Genomic DNA, 17,196 nt, shown 5'->3' on the forward strand with positions numbered 1-17,196 from the left:
GTTCCCTCGGGCGCTCGGCCGTCGGGATCATGCCGGGAAGCATCCGGCAATCCTGCCCCATGAGCGTTGGGCTCTCTGGCGCGGCGCTCATTGAAGCCGCCGGCCGGGACAGGCTTTCCCCGCCGGGGCGGGAGAAGCTGGTTCGAAATGCGGGCGCGGCGCTCAAGGACCCTTGAGCGCCGCGCCGAATGACAAGTTTAGCGACGCAGGCCGAGACGGCCGATCAGCGCGGTGTAGCGCTCTTCCTCGCGCTCCTTCAGGTAGTCGAGGAGGCGGCGACGCTGGGACACCATCTTGAGAAGGCCACGACGCGAGTGGTTGTCCTTCTTGTGGCCCTTGAAGTGTTCGGTCAGGTTGGCGATGCGCTCCGACAGAAGGGCGACCTGCACCTCGGGCGAACCGGTGTCGCCTTCCTTGGTGCCGTATTCCTTCATGAGTTCGGCTTTGCGCTCGAGCGTGATCGACATCGGATATCCCTTTCTTGGAGATTTGGAGGGTCGGGACGCCCTAGCCGGGATGTCGTCCAGCCAGGGCCATGAAGCGAAGCCCGGACGGAACGGCCGGGCACGCGGGGCGGGTATAGGCGCATTCGGCGGGGAATGCCAGCCCGGAACGACGAGGGCGCGGTCTACCCGCGCCCGCCGAACACGCGCTTGGGGTGGAACGAGCCCTGGTCGATCGAGCCGATCGCCACGAGCCGCCCCTGCCCGGTGGCATAGGCCTCGTCGCAGAAGGCCGGCGCGTCGCGCCCGCGCAGGAGCACCGGATTGCCCGAAAGCACCCGTCCCGCCTGGTCGTCGGTGAGCGCCACCTCGTAGAGGTCGCTGAGCGCGGTCGCCGCATCCAGCACGATCTCGTCGAGCGCGGTGAAGTCGGTGATGCGCGCGCGCGCGCCGGCCTCCCCGGCCTCCGGCGTCAGCTCTTCCAGCCCCTCTTCGGCCGCATCCATCAGTTCGTCGAGCGTGACCATGTCGTCCTCGTCGAACGAGCCGACGCGCACGCGGCGAAGCTCGGTGATGTGGCCGAAGCAGCCGAGGTCGCGCCCGAGGTCACGCGCGATGGCGCGCACATAGGTGCCCTTGCCGCACTCGGCCTCGAAGGTCGTGGTCGAGGCGTCGGGCGTATCGACGATCGCCAGCCGGTGCACCGTCACCGTGCGCGCGGCGATCTCGACGGTCTCGCCGGCACGCGCCAGATCATAGGCGCGCTCGCCCTCGATCTTGATTGCCGAGAAGGCCGGGGGCACCTGGGAGATCTCGCCGGTGTAATTCGGCAGCAGCGCCTCGATGTCGGCGCGGGACGGACGGCGGTCGGAGGCGTTCACCACCGGACCTTCCGTGTCGTCGGTCGTCGTCTCGGCGCCCCAGGACACCGTGAACCGGTAGGTCTTCTGCCCGTCCATCACGTAGGGCACGGTCTTCGTCGCATCGCCCAGCGCGATCGGCAGCATGCCGGACGCCAGCGGGTCGAGCGTGCCGGCATGGCCCGCCTTTTGCGCGAAATAGAGCCACTTGATCTTCGAGACGGCTTCCGTGGAGCCCATGCCTTTCGGCTTGTCGAAGATCACCCAGCCGGAAATCGGGCGGCCCTTCGGCTTCTTCCCGCGACGTGCCATTAGTTGTCGTCCTCGTCGTCTGCCGTCCCTTGCGTGTCGCGCAGGACCTCCGGCGAGCGCAGGAGCGCGTCGATCCGGGCATAGTTGTCGAAACTGTCGTCCTGCCGGAAGCGGACCTCCGGCATGTACTTCATCTGCCTGAGCGCGGGCGTCAGCCGTCCCCGCAGGAACCGCGCATGGCCGTTGAGGGCCTGCACATAAGGGTCCACGTTGTCCTGTCCGAACACCGTGACATAGGCGGTGGCGAGCTTGAGATCGGAGCTCATGCGCACTTCCGTCACGCTGATCACGGCGTTTTCGAGGAGCGGGTCCAGGATCTCGCGACGCTGCAGGGTTTCGGTTAGGGCGTGGCGAACCTTCTCGCCCACCGACAGCTGACGCTGCGACGGCCCTTTCGGGGCTTTGGTATGCTTGGCCATGGCTGATTGCTCCTAGGCGGGAGGCCGCATCGTCCCTTGCACGAACGCAACTGCAAAGCCCGGCGTCGCCGCCGGGCTTTGCGCATTGGGTCCGGTCGGGCGGTCCGCTGAGGGACCGCCGTCGTGGGATCAGAGCGTGCGGGCGATATGCTCCACGCGGAAGTTCTCGATGATATCGCCGACGCGGATATCCTCGTAGTTCTGGAAGGCCATGCCGCACTCCTGGCCGCCCGGCACTTCGGCGACTTCGTCCTTGAAGCGCTTGAGCGTCTTGAGCGTGCCCTCGTGGATGACCACGCCGTCGCGGATGAGGCGCACGCCCGCACCGCGCTCGACCTTGCCTTCCGTGACGCGGCAGCCCGCGACCTTGCCGATCTTGGTGATGTGGAACACCTCCAGGATCTCGGCATTGCCGAGGAACGTCTCGCGCCGCTCGGGCGACAGGAGGCCCGACATCGCCTGCTTCACGTCATCCACGAGGTCGTAGATGATGTTGTAGTAGCGGATCTCGATCCCCTCGCGCTCGGCGAGCTGACGGGCCTGCGCGTTGGCACGCACGTTGAAGCCGATGATCGCGGCATTCGAGGTGGCGGCCAGCTGGACGTCCGACTCGGTGATCGCACCGGCGCCCGAATGGACGATGCGCGCCTGCACCTCGTCCGTGCCGAGCTTCTCCAGAGCCGTTCCGATCGCCTCGACCGAGCCCTGCACGTCGCCCTTGACGAGCAGCGGGAAGGTCTTCAGGCCGCTCGACTGCAGCTGGTTCATCATCTGCTCGAGCGAGCCGCGCTGACCGGCCGACTTGGCGACCGCCTTCTCGCGCGTCAGGCGCTGACGGTACTCGGTGATCTCGCGGGCCTGCGCCTCGTCCTTGACCACGGCGAAGCGATCGCCGGCGAGCGGCGTGCCCTGCATGCCGAGGACCTCGACCGGGGTCGACGGGCCGGCCTCCTTCATCTGCTGGCCCTGATCGTTGACGAGGGCGCGCACGCGGCCCCACTGGTCGCCGGCGACCACGATGTCGCCGACGCGCAGCGTGCCGGCCTGGACCAGCGTCGTTGCCACCGGGCCGCGACCGCGGTCGAGCTGGGCCTCGATCACGACGCCTTCCGCGGTGCGGTCGGGATCGGCCTTCAGGTCGAGGATTTCGGCCTGCAGCAGGATCGCCTCGAGGAGCTTGTCGAGGTTGGTGCCGGCCTTGGCCGACACTTCCACGTCGAGCACCTCACCGCCCATCGATTCGACGAACACCTCGTGCTGGAGGAGCTGCGTGCGGACCTTCTGGGCGTCGGCGGCCGGCTTGTCGATCTTGTTGATCGCCACGATGATCGGCACGCCCGCCGCCTTCGCATGGCTGATCGATTCGATCGTCTGCGGCATGACGCTGTCGTCGGCCGCCACCACGAGGATCGCGATGTCGGTCGCCTGGGCGCCGCGGGCGCGCATCGCCGTGAAGGCGGCGTGGCCCGGCGTATCGATGAACGAGATCTTCTGCCCGTTCTGCTCGACCTGGTAGGCGCCGATGTGCTGCGTGATGCCGCCGGCTTCGCCGGACACGACGCTGGTCTTGCGGATCGCGTCAAGCAGCGAGGTCTTGCCGTGGTCGACATGGCCCATGATCGTGACGACCGGCGGGCGCGTGACGAGCTTTTCGGGATCGCTCGCGACATCGAACATGCCGGTCTCGACATCCGATTCCGCCACGCGGCGAACCGTGTGGCCGAACTCGGATGCGATGATCTCGGCGAGATCGGCGTCGATCACGTCGCCCGGCTTCATCATCTGACCCTGCGCCATCAGGAACTTGATGACGTCCACGGCCCGCTCCGACATGCGGTTGGCGAGTTCCTGGATGGTGATGGTCTCGGGGATAATCACTTCGCGGGCAATCTTCTCGCGGACCTGGTTCTGCTGCGATCGCTTGAACTTCTCCTGACGCCGACGCATCGACGACAGCGAACGGCCGCGCGCGTCCTCGTCCGACAGCGCACGCTCGACGTTCACGCGGCCGGCGCCGCGACGGTCGTCGGGCGTGCGGGCGCGGGTCGGCTTGGCGGCGTCGGCAGCCGGCGCGCGCGCCGGACCACGAGCCGCGCCCGGACGACGACGATCGTCCTCGTCGTCGGCGCGCGTCTTCTTGGTGAGGTCGGTGCGGCCGGCGGGCCGGAGGCCGAGACCGTCGTCCACCGGCGGCGGGCCGGGGATGACGTTGACGTTGGCCTTGGCGCCGCCCGGACGGGCGGCCGGCTTGTTGGCGGCGCGGCGAGCCGCATCCTCCTCGGCCTTCTTGCGGGCGGCGGCCTCGATTTCGAGACGCGCGGTCTCCTCGGCCTGACGGCGCTCGGATTCCTCGCGTTCGGCGCGGCGGCGCTCGTCCTCGGCGACGCGGCGCGCCTCCTCGATCTGGAACAGGCGGCGGTCCTCGGCCTCACGCTGCTGCGCGAGGATCAGGGCGCGGCGACGCGCATCCATTTCCTTGGACGACAGATCCGACAGGACCGCACCGCGCGGCTGGCGAGCCCCCGGAGCGGCAGCGGCCGGCGCGGGTCCGCGACGGTCGTCGCGACCGCCCGGCTGGCCCGGACGACCGGCCTGCGTCGGCTGGCCGGGGCGCTGCTGGCCCAGCGCGCCGGGGCGGCCGGGCTGCGAGCCGGCATAGCCGGGACGCGCGGGCTGGCCCGGACGCTGCGCACCGGCCGGACCGCCGGTGGCGGGACGGGCGGGCGCCGGGGCGCCGGGGCGCTGCGCGGTGCCCTGCGGGGCCCGCGGCGCCGCGGATGCGGCGGCCGGAGCGGTGGTCGTGGTGGCCGCGGGCGCGGCGGTTTTGGCGGTATCGCTCAAGGAAGGCTTCGATGACTCAGGTTCGGAAGGGGGCGTGGACACGGCTGCCGTCGCGGCGGGAGCCTCGACAGCGGGCGCGGCAGGGGCGCTCGCGACCGGCGCGGGCGCCGGTTCGGGCTGCGCGGACACGGGCTCGGCCGCTACGGGTTCGGCAGCCGAGGCGACAGGGGCCGCCTCGGGGGCCTTGGCAACCGGCTCGGCGGGGGCCGCGGGTGCGACGGGGCGATCGGGGGCGACCGGCGCCTGCGGGTTCTTGGCCGCATGCTCGAGCGCCGCGATCTGCGCGGGCGTCAGCGCCGGGCGCGCCGGGGCCGCCGCCGTCGGCGCGGGCGCAGGTGCCGCGGGCGCGGGCGCGGCCTCGGCCGCAGCCGGCGCTTCCTTGGCTGCCTCGCCGGGGACCGAGAACTTGCGCTTCTTGGTTTCGACGACGACGTTCTTCGTCCGCCCGTGCGAGAAGTTCTGCCGCACCGTCGACTGCGAAACGCTGCCGCTCGGCTTCAGGGTCAGGGTCTTCTTCGGGGTGACGCTCAGCGTCTTGTCATCGCCCGATTTCGTATCGCTCATTACCGCTTCCGCTTCCTGCGCGGGTTTGTCCCCCGCGCCACTATCCGTGCCTAGAGCATTTTTCAACCGTGCTCAGCCGTTGATCTTAATGGTGGCTTCACGAAGCCGGCGGGTGGCCGGCATCCGCTTCGTTGGTTTCCCGGGCGCCTGTGCCCCGGTAGGTCTCCAGCGCATCGAGGCGCTCGATCAGGGCCGCTCCAGCTCCACCGGGCAAGATGGCCGCGTGTATCACATTCTGGTCGCCCATGGCCAAACCGATTTCGGTGGCGGTGAGCGAGTGGTAGGCCGGCACCGGCCGACCGCCCGTCTCGGCGGCCCGCGCATGACGCGCGCCGTCGAGCTTTCGTATTCCGTCCGCCGCGCCGTCCGAGGCATGGAGAACGGCGAGTGCCTTTCCGGCCCGCAGCGCCGCATCGACCTTGGTCGCCCCGGTCGTCAATTGCCCGGCCTTGCGGGCCAAGGCCAAGGCCCCCGCCGCCAACCGCACCAGGAGCGCGTCCAAATCGTCGGCGAGCGTTTCGGTTCCCGTCAGCTCGCGCTTCAGGGCCCGCGGCAGAAGCTTGCGCTTCATCGCCGTCTCGACCACCGCCCGTCGCGCCTCCAAATGGGCGCCGCGTCCGGGCAGCCGGCGCTTCAGGTCCGGCACGACCTGCCCGTCCGGGCCGGCGACGAAGCGGATCAGGGCGTCGGCCGGCAGCGAGCGGCGCGATACGATGCACATGCGCCCATTCATCACCGCCGCCTCCAGATCCGCGTCCTCGTCCATTCCCTCGCTCAGGCCTCCTCGGCCTCCTCGTCGACCTCGCTCGCGGGTGCCTCGGGCTCGACCCAGCCGGCCATCACGCGGGCCTGCATGATCATCGCCTCGGCGTCCTGGCGGCTCACGTCAAAGGCCGAGAGCGCGCCGGTGAACTTCTTGGTCTCGCCGTCCTTGCGCTCGGTCCAGCCGACGAGATCGTCCGCCGCGCAGCCCGCGAAGTCCTCGACGCTCTTCACGCCGTCCTCGCCGAGCGCGACCAGCATCGCCGTGGTCAGCCCCTCGATCTGGCGCAGGTCGTCCTCGACACCGAGTGCCTTTCGCTTGTCGTCGAGTTCCTTCTCGCGCTGGTCCAGGAACTCCTTGGCGCGGTTCTGGATCTCGGCCGCGGTGTCCTCGTCGAAGCCCTCGATCGAGGCGACCTCGGAATTGTCGACGTAGGCGACTTCCTCGACGCTGGCAAAGCCTTCCGACGCCAGAAGCTGGCCGACCATCTCGTCGACGTTCAGAGCATCCATGAAGAGGGCCGAGCGCTCGGTGAACTCCTTCTGGCGACGCTGCGACTCTTCCTCTTCGGTGAGGATGTCGATGTCCCAGCCGGTGAGCTGCGAAGCAAGGCGCACGTTCTGGCCGCGGCGACCGATCGCAAGGCTAAGCTGGTCATCCGGCACCACGACTTCAATGCGCTCGGCATCCTCGTCGAGCACGACCTTGGCGACTTCCGCCGGCTGCAGCGCATTGACGAGGAAGGACGCCGCATCCGGCGACCAGGGAATGATGTCGATCTTCTCGCCCTGCAGCTCGCCGACGACGGCCTGGACGCGGCTGCCGCGCATGCCGACGCAGGCGCCGACCGGATCGACCGACGAATCGCGGCTGACCACCGCGATCTTGGCGCGCGAGCCGGGATCGCGGGCGACCGCCTTGATCTCGATGATGCCGTCGTAGATTTCCGGCACTTCCATGGTGAAGAGCTTCGCCATGAACTGCGGGTGGGTGCGCGACAGGAAGATCTGCGGGCCGCGCTGCTCGCGGCGCACGTCGTAGACGAAGGCGCGCACGCGATCGCCGTAGCGGAAGAGCTCGCGCGGGATCTGCTCGTCGCGACGGATGATGCCCTCGCCCTTGCCGAGATCGACGATCACGTTGCCGTACTCGACGCGCTTGACCGTGCCGTTGACGATCTCGTTCACCCGGCCGATGAACTCGTCGTACTGCTTGTCGCGCTCAGCCTCGCGCACCTTCTGGACGATGACCTGCTTGGCGGACTGCGCCGCAATGCGGCCGAACTCCATCGGCGGCAGCTGCTCGGCGATGAAGTCGCCGGGCTCGGCGTCGGGGTTCTTGTCGCGAGCCAGGTCCAGATAGATCTGGGTGTTAGGATCCTCGACCTCCTCGACGACTTCCAGAAGCCGCTGCAGCTTCATCTCGCCGGTCTTGGTGTTGATGTCGACGCGGATGTTGGTTTCCTGGCCGTAGCGCGAGCGGGCGGCCTTCTGGATCGCATCCGCCATCGCGGCGATCACGATCTCCCGATCGATCGACTTCTCGCGCGCCACGGCGTCCGCGATCTGCAGAAGCTCGAGTCGGTTCGCACTGACTGCCATGTTCACGTCTCCTGTCGAAAGCCGCCGGGCATCCAAGGCTCCGGCCCTTCGGGATGGGAGGCCGGCGCCTTCAAGCGCCGCCTCCCGTCGTCACATCAATGCGCGCCGGGCTCTCCGGCTGCGTCCGGCGTCTCGTCGTCGTCCTCGATCGGCAGACCCTTCGCCTTGCGCGCGGCCTTGTCGGCCTTCAGCGACGCCGCGATGAGATCGTCGGTCAGGATCAGCCGGGCTTCGGCCAGCGCGTCGAACGGAATGTCGACGATCCGGTCCTCGCCCTCCGACACCCCGTCGCGCTCCAGCCGGAAGCCCTCGCCCGAAACGGACAGGATATGCCCGCGGAAGCGCTTGCGGTTGGCCACGAGACGGGTCGTCTCGAGCTTCATGAGTTGGCCGGACCAGGCCTCGAAGTCGCCGACGCGCACCAGCGGACGGTCGATGCCGGGCGAGGAAATCTCGAGGTGGTAGGCCCGGTCCATCGGATCCTCGACGTCGAGCACCGGGGAGATGCCGCGCGACACCGCCTCGCAGTCCTCGACGCTCATCGAGCCGTCCGGCCGCTCGGCCATGATCTGCAGCGTCGTGCCGTTCATCGCCGAGACGCGAATACGCACGAGGCGGTAGCCGAGCTGTTCGATCACGGGCTCGAGGAGGGCGGCGATGCGGCCTTCGAGGCCCTGTTCGGTGATGATGCGCTTGTCCGTCACGAAATCTCCGGTCGTGCCTCGGGACGCTCATTGAAGCCGTCCCGCCTGCGGCGACCGCCGGATCTCCTGCCGGGGCTATGCCCCTAACAAAAAAGAGCGGGACCGGAAGGACCCACTCTCACGATCGCATCGCAGAGAATTTGAACCCCATATACAGTCGAAGCGCCGCCATGGCAAGGCGAACGCCCCGCTCCCGTCAGAGGCGGCGGAAGGTGAGATAGGCGCCCTTGCGCCCCTCGCGGTGCGCCTTCGCCTCGTATCGCGTGCCGGGCCAGCCCTCGTAGGGCGTGTGCCAGTCCGCAGGGCCTTCGGCCTCCCACGCGAACGCGGGGTGGTCGCGCAGGTGCTGCAGCGTCCAGTCCACATAGGTCTCGATGTCGGAGGCGAAACGGAACCGCGCGCCGGGCTTGAGCACCCGCGCCATGCGCTGGAGCGTGCGCGGGTTCACGAAGCGGCGCTTCCAGTGCTTCCGCTTCGGCCAGGGGTCGGGATAGAAGAGGTCGATCCCGTCCAGCGAGGCGTCCGGCAGCCAGTCGAGAAGCAGCGTCGCGTCGTCGCCGAAGAGACGCAGGTTCGCGCGCGGATCCTCCTCCAGCGCCACCAGCATCTTGGCCATCGAATTGACGAAGGGCTCGACGCCGATGAAGCCGGCATCCGGGTGACGACCGGATTCCAGATGCAGGTGCTCGCCGCCGCCGAACCCGATCTCGAGCCGCACCGCCTCGACGGGCGCCGAGAACAGGGTGCGAAGGTCGGCGGGCGCCCCTTGAGGGAGGTCGAGCGCCAGCGAGGGCAGCGCCTCTCGCAGGAGCCCGGCCTGCAGCGGGCGCAGCGTCTTGCCGCGCGAGCGTCCGAAGAAGTTCTCCCGGACGCGCGTGCGTTCGCCGTTCGTCCGTCGTTCAGCGGCCAAGTTTCGCCTTCAGCTTGGCGACGAGGTCGGTGCGCTCCCAGGAAAACGAGCCGTCGCGGCCGGGCTTGCGGCCGAAATGGCCGTAGGCCGAGGTCTTGGCGTAGATCGGCCGGGCGAGGTCGAGATGCTCGCGGATGCCGCGGGGCGTCAGGTCCATCAGCTCGCGCAGCGCCTTTTCCAGCGCCGCCTCGTCGACCTTGCCGGTGCCGTGCAGGTCGACATAGACCGACACCGGCTCGGCGACGCCGATCGCATAGGAGAGCTGGATCGTGCAGCGCTCGGCGAGATTGGCCGCGACGACGTTCTTGGCGAGATAGCGCGCGGCATAGGCCGCCGAGCGATCGACCTTGGTCGGGTCCTTGCCGGAGAACGCGCCGCCGCCGTGCGGGGCCGCGCCGCCATAGGTGTCGACGATGATCTTGCGGCCGGTGAGCCCGGCGTCGCCGTCCGGGCCGCCGATCACGAACTTGCCGGTCGGGTTGACGTGCCAGACGCACGTCTCCTCGATCGGCAGGCCGCTCGTCGCCTCGCGCACGAAGGGCTCGACCAGCCGGCGCACGTCGGCCGAGGTCAGGCTCTCGTCGACATGCTGGGTCGACAGGACGATCGAGGAGATCGAGACGGGCTTGCCGTCCTGGTAGCGCACGGTCACCTGGCTCTTGGCGTCGGGGCCGAGCACACCGGCTCCCCCCTCGCCCGAGCGGCGCGCCTCGGACAGGCGCTCCAGGATCTTGTGCGCGTAGAAGATCGGGGCCGGCATCAGCTCGGCCGTCTCGCGGCAGGCATAGCCGAACATGATGCCCTGGTCGCCCGCGCCCTCGGTCGCCTTCGAGCCGGCGTCGACGCCTTGCGCGATGTCGGCCGACTGCTCATGCAGGAGGACGTCGATCTTGGCGGTCTTCCAGTGGAAGCCGTCCTGCTCGTAGCCGATCGCCTTGACGGCGCGGCGGGCGGCGGAGCGCACCTTGGAGCGGAGCTTGGGCGAATCGAGCGTCGAGCGCACCTCGCCGGCGATCACGATCCGGTTGGTGGTCGCCAGCGTCTCGCAGGCGACGCGAAGCTGCCAGGCGTCCATCTTGGCCTTGCGGGCCTCGCGGTAGAGGAGATCGAGCACCTCGTCCGAGATGCGATCGCAGACCTTGTCCGGATGCCCCTCCGAAACACTCTCGGAGGTGAAGAAGTACTCGCCGCTGCGCATCCGCCTGTGGTCTCTCAGCTGTTGGGACTTCGATCGGGGTCGCCGTCCCTTATCAGGGGTTCCCCGCGGCGCAAGGCTTTTCTCGCGAAGGGCCTCGGGCCCGCGCTACTTGGTCTCGCCGATCTCGGCTTCGGCTTCGGCCAGCGAGCGCACGAGTTCGAGGATGCGGCGCCGGACCTTCGGGTCCTGGATCTTGCCGAAGGCGCGGTTCAGCTGAATGCTTTCGGCCGACACCGGATAGTCGCTGACAAATTCGGCATCGGGCTCGTGCAGGCCCGAGGGAAGCGCGTCCTCGCCCTTGTAGCCCTCGAAGAAGAACGACACGGGGACCTGCAGCACCTCGGCGATCTTCTGCAGGCGGCTGGCGCCGACGCGGTTGGTGCCCTTCTCGTATTTCTGAACCTGCTGGAACGTGACGCCGAGCGCTTCGCCGAGCTTTTCCTGGCTCGTGCCCGTCATCGTGCGCCGAAACCGCACCCGCGCGCCCACATGCACGTCCACGGGATTTGGTTTCTTGCTCTCGATCGCCATCGATGACCCCTCGGGCGCCGCAGCCTGCCGCGACCCCAGCTGGACCGGCCCCCGCCATCCAGCACCTAACCTATACGCGGTTATTTAGATGATACGACTTAGACGAGCAATCGTGCGCGCTTCAAACACGGCCCGATCGGACGGATGCCGCGATCCCCAGGAGCGCGAAAAGACTGACAATTACGGCGAACGCAAGATTGCCGATGCGGGAATAGACGGTCGGCGGGCCGGCGACCGGCAGCGCGGCGTCGACCGTGCCGCCCTCCCCGAGCGAAAGACCGGCGACCGGACGCCCGACGCTGTCGGTCACCACGGAGATGCCGGTGTTGGCGGCGCGCACCAGCGGAAGGCCGAAGGCCGCCGCCGTCAGCTGTGCCTGCTTCAGGTGCTGGTAGGGCCCGGGGGTGTGGCCGTACCAGGCATCGTTGGTGACGTTGAGGAGAAAGTCCGGCCGCGATTCGCCCGAGCCCAGGATCTCGTCGGGGAAGATCGCCTCGTAGCAGATCAAGGGCAGGAAGCTCGGACCGCCCTCGCCTGCCCGCATGACGCGGCGCGACGAGCCGGCGGAGAAGCCACCCGGAAGCATCGTCAGTTGCGTGATCCCGAGGCTCTCGAGCGCCTCCTGGAACGGCAGGTACTCGCCGAACGGCACGAGATGCAGCTTGTCGCCGGCATCGCGCACCGCGCCGCTCGAATCGATCACATAGAGCGAGTTGTAGAAGCGGGCACCGGGATCGGAGGTTTCGCCCTCGACGCGCGTCGCCCCCGCCATCAGCGTATCGGTCGGTGCCAGCGCGTCGGCGAGGCGCGTCACCGCGTCCGGGCGGTCCGTGAGGATGAAGGGAAAGGCCGATTCGGGCCAGACCACGAGGCGCCGCGTGTTCTCGGCCGCCGGTTCGCCCCCGCTCGTCAGCGACAGGAGCTTGGCGAAGTTCGCATCCGCCTCCGCCGGGTCCCACTTGTCGGACTGGAGGATCGCCGGCTGCACGATGCGCAGCGCGACGTCCGGCACGGTGCCGACGGGGGCCTGCGACAGGTGCCAGGCACCATAGCCGGCATGCGCTGCAACGATCGCCACCCCGAAGGCGGCGGTGAGCGCACGGCCCCTCGGCGCGCCGGCGAGGAGCGCCGGCAGCGAGAACACGAAGACGGCGAGGATCGTCAGGCCGTGCAGCCCGATCAGCGACAGGCTGCCCATCAGGAGCGGGACGGGCGCGGCGAGGACGCCGAGCTCGTTCCAGGTGAAGCCGGTGAGAAGCGTGCCGCGCAGCCATTCGAAACCGGCGAACGAAGCGGCCAGAGCGAAGAGGCGGCCGGGGCCGTCGCTCCAGGCAAGGCGCGCCACGGCGGCGGCGAGGCCGTGATAGATCGCAAGCACCATGGGAAGGCCGAGAACGGCAAGCGGCAGGGCCCAGAGGAAGGCGGTGCCGCCCTGGAGCACGGCAGCGCCGAGCCACCAGAGCCCACCGAGGAAATAGCCGAAGCCGAAGCACCAGCCGATCCGGAAGGCCGGCGCGACGCGCCTGAAGAGGCCCGCGCCCGGACGGCCGCTGGCCCCGTCGAGCAACCAGACCAGCACCGGGAACGAGAGGAAGCCGACGGCGGGAACGTTGACCGGCGCAAGGCCCAGCGTCGCCACAAGGCCGGCGGCGAAGGCCAGAAGCGCTCGCCGCCGGCCGTGGAGAAGCATGATCCGTCCGGCCAGTCTGTCCAACGTCGATGTCCCCACTCGCTCCGGCTCAGGCGGAACCCGTCATGCGCCGAACGGACGCACCCTCCAACGGTGGTAGAGGACGGGACTGTCGCGAAGCCTGCCGACGGGCCTTCCTGCGGATCAGCTGTCGAGCGCCGTCGCCACGCCTTCCGGGAAACGGACGATGCGCAGCCGCTTCACGCGCCGCGGATCGGCGTCCATCACCTCGATCTCGAAACCGTCGACGGCTTCCACCACCTCGCCCGGCGCCGGCATGCGGCCGAGCGCGTTGACCACGAGCCCGCCGATGGTGTCGGCGTCCTCCTCGTGGGCGCTGGTGTCGAAGTCGGCGCCGACAATCTCGCGGACCTCGTCGAGATCGGCCCGCCCGTCGGCATAGAAGACGCCGTCGCCGGCATGGGTCACCAGCGCTTCCTCGTCGTCGTGCTCGTCCTCGATGTCGCCGACCACCATCTCGAGGATGTCCTCGAGCGAGACGAGGCCGTCGGTGCCGCCGTACTCGTCGATCACCAGCGCCATCTGGATATGGCTCGCCTGCATCCGCTGCATCAGTTCGGCGGCGTGCATGGAGGGCGGCACGAAGAGGATCTGACGGAGAAGGCCGAGGTCGGAGATCGTGTGTGCGAGGTCGACGCGACCGAGGTCGAGGGCCGAGCGCACCGGCGCGTCGGCCGCGCCCTCCTCATGGCGGAAGCAGAGGGCGGCGCGGGTGACATGGCCGATCACGTCGCGGATGTGGACCATGCCGAGCGGGTCGTCGAGGCCGTCGCCATAGACCGGCATGCGGGAATGGCCCGTTTCCTCGAAGCGCGCCATCAGCTCGCCGAGCGTCGCGGAGGACGCGATGCCCTCGATCTCGGTGCGCGGGATCATGACGTCCTCGACGCGCACGTCGTGCAGCTGGAGGATGTTGTTGAGGAGGAGGCGCTCGTTCGGCGTGAAGCCGGAGGCCTCGGTCTCGGGCCGCGTCAGGGCCTCGGCGATCTCCTCGCGAAGCGAATGCGAGACGCGCGGGCGCAGGAACGCGACGAGCGAGTCCAGAAATCCCGGCTCGGCGGGCACCTGTGCCGCGCGCCGGGGACGGCGACTTCGCGTCTCTGCGGGGGGTTCCGACGCGACCGGCTCCTGGCCGGTCTCGTCGCCGTAGGGGGGCATACTCATGTGATTCACCAAGGGTCCCTTCTAGGTGAGCGCGTCGGCGGAATGATCGGCGTCGGCATAGGGGTCGGCGATGCCGAGCCCGGCCAGGATCGCAATCTCGAGGGCTTCCATCTCGTCGGCTTCCGGCTCGCTCTCGTGGTCGTAGCCCAGAAGATGCAGCACGCCGTGAACGAGGAGATGACGGAAATGGTCGTCAGGGGATTTCGCTTCGTCCCGCGCCTCGCGCTCCAGCGTCTGGCGGGCGAGGATAAGGTCGCCGAGCATCGGGCCGGGCGCGTCGCCCGGCTGGAGCGGCATCATCGGGAAGGACAGGATGTTGGTCGGCTTGTCCTTTCCGCGCCATTCGGCGTTGAGGGCGCGCACGTCCTCGTCGTCCGACAGGGTGACGGAGACCTCGGTCTCGACGTCCGGGCCGAGCCCGGCTCCGGCCGCGGCGGCGAAGACGGCCTCGCGCACCATCTCGCCGGCAGGGCGCGACAGGAGCGCCCCCCAGGCGTCGTCCTCCACCGACAGGAGGATCCGCGGCCCGGTCCGGACCGCGGCGGAAGATCGTCCGTCGTTCATGGCGCCGCCTTGACGCGCGCCTGCGTCGCGTCGGCCTCGTAGGCCTCCACGATCGCCTGCACGAGGCGGTGGCGCACGACGTCCTTGGCCTCGAAGCGCACCGACACGATGCTGGAGACGCCCTCCAGAACGCGCAGCGCCTCGACGAGGCCGGACTTCACGCCGGGCGGCAGATCGATCTGCGAGGGATCGCCGGTCACCACCATGCGCGCGTTCTCGCCAAGACGCGTCAGGAACATCTTCATCTGCATGGTCGTCGTGTTCTGCGCCTCGTCGAGAATGACGGCGGCGTTGGCGAGCGTGCGACCGCGCATGAAGGCGAGCGGTGCAATCTCGATGGCGCCGGCGGTCAGCGCGCGCTCGACCTTCTCGGCCGGCATCATGTCGTAGAGCGCGTCGTAGAGCGGGCGCAGGTACGGGTCGACCTTGTCCTTCATGTCGCCCGGCAGGAACCCGAGGCGCTCGCCGGCCTCGACGGCGGGGCGCGACAGGATGATGCGCTCGACCTGGCCGCGCTCCAGGAGCTGGGCGGCATGGGCGACGGCGAGATAGGTCTTGCCGGTGCCGGCGGGACCGACGCCGAACACCAGTTCGGCCCGCTCCATCGCGCGCATGTAGGCGTCCTGCGTCGGCGTGCGGGCGTAGATCGTCTTCTTGCGGGTCGCGATCTGGGCGAGCGCGAGGCGGCCCTTCTTCTCCAGCGTCGGCAGCACGAGCTGGTCGTCCTGCGCCACCGCCATGCGGATCGCGCCCTCGACATCGGAGACCTGCAGGTCGTGGCCGGACTGGAGGCGGGCGTAGAGGATGTCGAGCGTGCGGCGGGCCTGCTCGGCCGCCACCGGATCGCCGCGCAGTTCGACCTTGTTGCCGCGCGCGCGCGCATCCACCGACAGCTTCTGCTCGATCTTCGCCAGATGCTCGTCGAACTGCCCGAACAGGGCGCTCGCCAGCCGGTTGTCGTCGAAGGTCAGCACGATATGGGCCATGTCCGATGCGCCGGAGGTCGGAAGCACGCCGCGGGCTGCCTTCATGCGATCTTCCTCAACTGGGGCTCGGACGCTGCCGGAGCCGAAACGACCGGCTCGGCGCCGGCGGCCATCACAGCCGGCTCGGCGCCGGCCGCCATCAATGAATTGGGGCGCGTCTCGGAAATGCGAACCGTGACGATATCACCCACCTCGCCCGCCGAGGACGGAACCACGACCGGCAGGAGGAAGGGCGAGCGGCCGATCATCTGGCCGGGGTGACGCCCCGGCTTCTCGATCAGGACCTCGGTGTCGCGCCCGACGAAGGACTCCTGGAAGGCGACCTGCTGCTCGCGGATCAGCGCCTGCAGGCGCTCCAGCCGCTCGGTCTTCACGTCTTCCGGCACATGGCCATCCATCGTGGCACCGGGCGTTCCGGGCCGGGGCGAATACTTGAACGTGTAGGCGGCGGCGTAGCGCACGGTGCGCACGAGATCGAGCGTCGCCTCGAAATCGGCGTCGGTCTCGCCGGGAAAGCCGACGATGAAGTCGCCGGACAGGGCGATGTCGGGGCGCGCGGCGCGGATGCGGTCGAGGAGAGCGAGATAATCCGCCGCCTTGTGACGTCGGTTCATCGCCTTCAGGATCGGGTCCGAGCCCGACTGCACCGGCAGGTGGAGATAGGGCATCAGCGCGCGGAGGTCGCCGTGGGCGGCGATCAGGTCGTCGTCCATATCGCGCGGGTGCGAGGTCGTGTAGCGAAGGCGCGCAAGGCCCGGAACGGCGGCAAGCTCGCGCAGGAGGCCGGCCAGCCCGATCGGTCGGCCGGACGCGTCCGTGCCGGCCCAGGCGTTGACGTTCTGGCCGAGCAGCGTCACCTCGCGCACGCCCGCCTCCGCCAGCCGGCGCGCCTCGTCCATCACGGCCGCATAGGGCCGCGAGACCTCGGAGCCGCGCGTGTAGGGCACGACGCAGAAGGTGCAGAACTTGTCGCAGCCTTCCTGCACGGTCAGGAACGCGGTGACGCCGCGCCGGGCGATCGCCGACCTTGCCGAGGCCGGCAGATGGTCGAACTTGTCCTCGACGGCGTAGTCGGTCTCGACCACGCGCTCGCCGCGGGCGACGCGCTTCAGCGCGTCCGGCAGGCGGTGGTAGGTCTGCGGGCCGATCACGAGATCGACGACGGGCGCGCGTTCGATGATCTCGGCGCCTTCGGCCTGCGCGACGCATCCCGTCACGCCGACGCGAAGCTCGCGGCCAACCGCTTCCCGCTCGCTCTTCAGCACGCGGATGCGCCCGAGCTCGGAATAGATCTTCTCGGCGGCTTTCTCGCGGATATGGCAGGTGTTGAGGAGCACGAGATCGGCGTCCTCGATCACGTCGGTCTGCCGGTAGCCGTCCCGCTCAAGCGCGTCGCCCATGCGCTGCGAATCGTAGACGTTCATCTGGCAGCCGTAGGTCTTGATGAAGACCTTGCGTTCGCCGCGCGCGCTCTCGTCGGTTGTGTCCATGCGTCCTTTGCGGGCTCCGTCCCGTCCTGCCGATCGGCGGGACGCTGGAACCCATGGGGAAGTCCTCGACGTCGCCGCACCGCCGCGCAACGCCCGCCGGCCCAGCCTTCTTCCTTCTATATCGACCCCCAGCCC

At 69.1% G+C, this 17,196-nt stretch carries 15 protein-coding genes and 1 pseudogene; all 16 read right to left on the reverse strand.

What is annotated here, in order from left to right:
• Positions 1 to 197 precede the first annotated feature (197 nt).
• Positions 198 to 467: a 30S ribosomal protein S15 gene (gene rpsO, locus ASF65_RS20195; protein WP_055893552.1), complete on the reverse strand. Its 270-nt coding sequence runs from the start codon at positions 465 to 467 to the stop codon at positions 198 to 200.
• Positions 468 to 628: 161 nt separating this feature from the next.
• Positions 629 to 1,615, reverse strand: coding sequence for a tRNA pseudouridine(55) synthase TruB (gene truB, locus ASF65_RS20200; RefSeq protein WP_055893555.1), 987 nt, complete (start codon positions 1,613 to 1,615; stop codon positions 629 to 631).
• Positions 1,615 to 2,034 (reverse strand): 30S ribosome-binding factor RbfA, encoded by a 420-nt coding sequence (gene rbfA / locus ASF65_RS20205; protein WP_055893558.1) that lies wholly within the window; start codon positions 2,032 to 2,034, stop codon positions 1,615 to 1,617. Before rbfA ends, truB begins: the two co-directional genes overlap by 1 nt.
• A 129-nt stretch (positions 2,035 to 2,163) precedes the next feature.
• A complete protein-coding gene (gene infB, locus ASF65_RS20210) occupies positions 2,164 to 4,917 on the reverse strand; it encodes a translation initiation factor IF-2 (RefSeq protein ID WP_348271184.1) in 2,754 nt (917 codons plus the stop codon).
• A gap of 372 nt (positions 4,918 to 5,289) precedes the next feature.
• Positions 5,290 to 5,439 (reverse strand): annotated as a pseudogene (locus ASF65_RS22365) (translation initiation factor IF-2 associated domain-containing protein); the annotation flags it as partial.
• Positions 5,440 to 5,536: 97 nt separating this feature from the next.
• Positions 5,537 to 6,205: an RNA-binding protein gene (locus ASF65_RS20215; protein ID WP_055893565.1), complete on the reverse strand. Its 669-nt coding sequence runs from the start codon at positions 6,203 to 6,205 to the stop codon at positions 5,537 to 5,539.
• A gap of 8 nt (positions 6,206 to 6,213) precedes the next feature.
• Positions 6,214 to 7,803 carry a transcription termination factor NusA gene (gene nusA, locus ASF65_RS20220; protein WP_055893568.1) on the reverse strand — a complete coding sequence of 530 codons (1,590 nt, stop codon included), beginning with the start codon at positions 7,801 to 7,803 and terminating at the stop codon, positions 6,214 to 6,216.
• 95 nt (positions 7,804 to 7,898) lie between these two features.
• Positions 7,899 to 8,507 (reverse strand): ribosome maturation factor RimP, encoded by a 609-nt coding sequence (gene rimP / locus ASF65_RS20225; RefSeq protein ID WP_055893570.1) that lies wholly within the window; start codon positions 8,505 to 8,507, stop codon positions 7,899 to 7,901.
• A 196-nt stretch (positions 8,508 to 8,703) separates the two neighbouring features.
• Positions 8,704 to 9,417, reverse strand: a complete 714-nt coding sequence (locus tag ASF65_RS20230) for a tRNA (guanosine(46)-N(7))-methyltransferase TrmB (protein WP_055893573.1) — start codon at positions 9,415 to 9,417, stop codon at positions 8,704 to 8,706.
• Positions 9,407 to 10,615, reverse strand: a complete 1,209-nt coding sequence (gene metK, locus ASF65_RS20235) for a methionine adenosyltransferase (RefSeq protein WP_055893576.1) — start codon at positions 10,613 to 10,615, stop codon at positions 9,407 to 9,409. Before metK ends, ASF65_RS20230 begins: the two co-directional genes overlap by 11 nt.
• 105 nt (positions 10,616 to 10,720) lie before the next feature.
• Complete coding sequence (locus ASF65_RS20240) at positions 10,721 to 11,146, reverse strand: helix-turn-helix domain-containing protein (RefSeq protein WP_055893581.1); 426 nt, start codon at positions 11,144 to 11,146, stop codon at positions 10,721 to 10,723.
• Between the two features lie 121 nt (positions 11,147 to 11,267).
• Positions 11,268 to 12,860: an apolipoprotein N-acyltransferase gene (gene lnt, locus ASF65_RS20245; RefSeq protein WP_082505911.1), complete on the reverse strand. Its 1,593-nt coding sequence runs from the start codon at positions 12,858 to 12,860 to the stop codon at positions 11,268 to 11,270.
• A gap of 120 nt (positions 12,861 to 12,980) precedes the next feature.
• Positions 12,981 to 14,021 carry a hemolysin family protein gene (locus ASF65_RS20250; RefSeq protein ID WP_082505913.1) on the reverse strand — a complete coding sequence of 347 codons (1,041 nt, stop codon included), beginning with the start codon at positions 14,019 to 14,021 and terminating at the stop codon, positions 12,981 to 12,983.
• Positions 14,022 to 14,042: 21 nt separating this feature from the next.
• Complete coding sequence (gene ybeY, locus ASF65_RS20255) at positions 14,043 to 14,585, reverse strand: rRNA maturation RNase YbeY (protein WP_082505915.1); 543 nt, start codon at positions 14,583 to 14,585, stop codon at positions 14,043 to 14,045.
• Positions 14,582 to 15,616, reverse strand: coding sequence for a PhoH family protein (locus tag ASF65_RS20260; protein WP_055893587.1), 1,035 nt, complete (start codon positions 15,614 to 15,616; stop codon positions 14,582 to 14,584). Before ASF65_RS20260 ends, ybeY begins: the two co-directional genes overlap by 4 nt.
• Entirely contained in the window at positions 15,613 to 17,061 is a 1,449-nt protein-coding gene (gene miaB / locus ASF65_RS20265; protein ID WP_055893589.1) for a tRNA (N6-isopentenyl adenosine(37)-C2)-methylthiotransferase MiaB, read from the reverse strand. Before miaB ends, ASF65_RS20260 begins: the two co-directional genes overlap by 4 nt.
• Between the last annotated feature and the right edge of the window lie 135 nt (positions 17,062 to 17,196).

Source organism: Aureimonas sp. Leaf324, assembly GCF_001423245.1.
Lineage (GTDB): Bacteria > Pseudomonadota > Alphaproteobacteria > Rhizobiales > Rhizobiaceae > Aureimonas.

Coding starts and splice junctions, on each gene's coding strand:
- rpsO (WP_055893552.1), bottom strand. CDS start 467: ATGTCGATCACGCTCGAGCGCAAAGCCGAACTCATGAAGGAATACGGC.
- truB (WP_055893555.1), bottom strand. CDS start 1,615: ATGGCACGTCGCGGGAAGAAGCCGAAGGGCCGCCCGATTTCCGGCTGG.
- rbfA (WP_055893558.1), bottom strand. CDS start 2,034: ATGGCCAAGCATACCAAAGCCCCGAAAGGGCCGTCGCAGCGTCAGCTG.
- ASF65_RS20215 (WP_055893565.1), bottom strand. CDS start 6,205: ATGGACGAGGACGCGGATCTGGAGGCGGCGGTGATGAATGGGCGCATG.
- nusA (WP_055893568.1), bottom strand. CDS start 7,803: ATGGCAGTCAGTGCGAACCGACTCGAGCTTCTGCAGATCGCGGACGCC.
- metK (WP_055893576.1), bottom strand. CDS start 10,615: ATGCGCAGCGGCGAGTACTTCTTCACCTCCGAGAGTGTTTCGGAGGGG.
- ASF65_RS20240 (WP_055893581.1), bottom strand. CDS start 11,146: ATGGCGATCGAGAGCAAGAAACCAAATCCCGTGGACGTGCATGTGGGC.
- ASF65_RS20250 (WP_082505913.1), bottom strand. CDS start 14,021: ATGAGTATGCCCCCCTACGGCGACGAGACCGGCCAGGAGCCGGTCGCG.
- ybeY (WP_082505915.1), bottom strand. CDS start 14,585: ATGAACGACGGACGATCTTCCGCCGCGGTCCGGACCGGGCCGCGGATC.
- ASF65_RS20260 (WP_055893587.1), bottom strand. CDS start 15,616: ATGAAGGCAGCCCGCGGCGTGCTTCCGACCTCCGGCGCATCGGACATG.
- miaB (WP_055893589.1), bottom strand. CDS start 17,061: ATGGACACAACCGACGAGAGCGCGCGCGGCGAACGCAAGGTCTTCATC.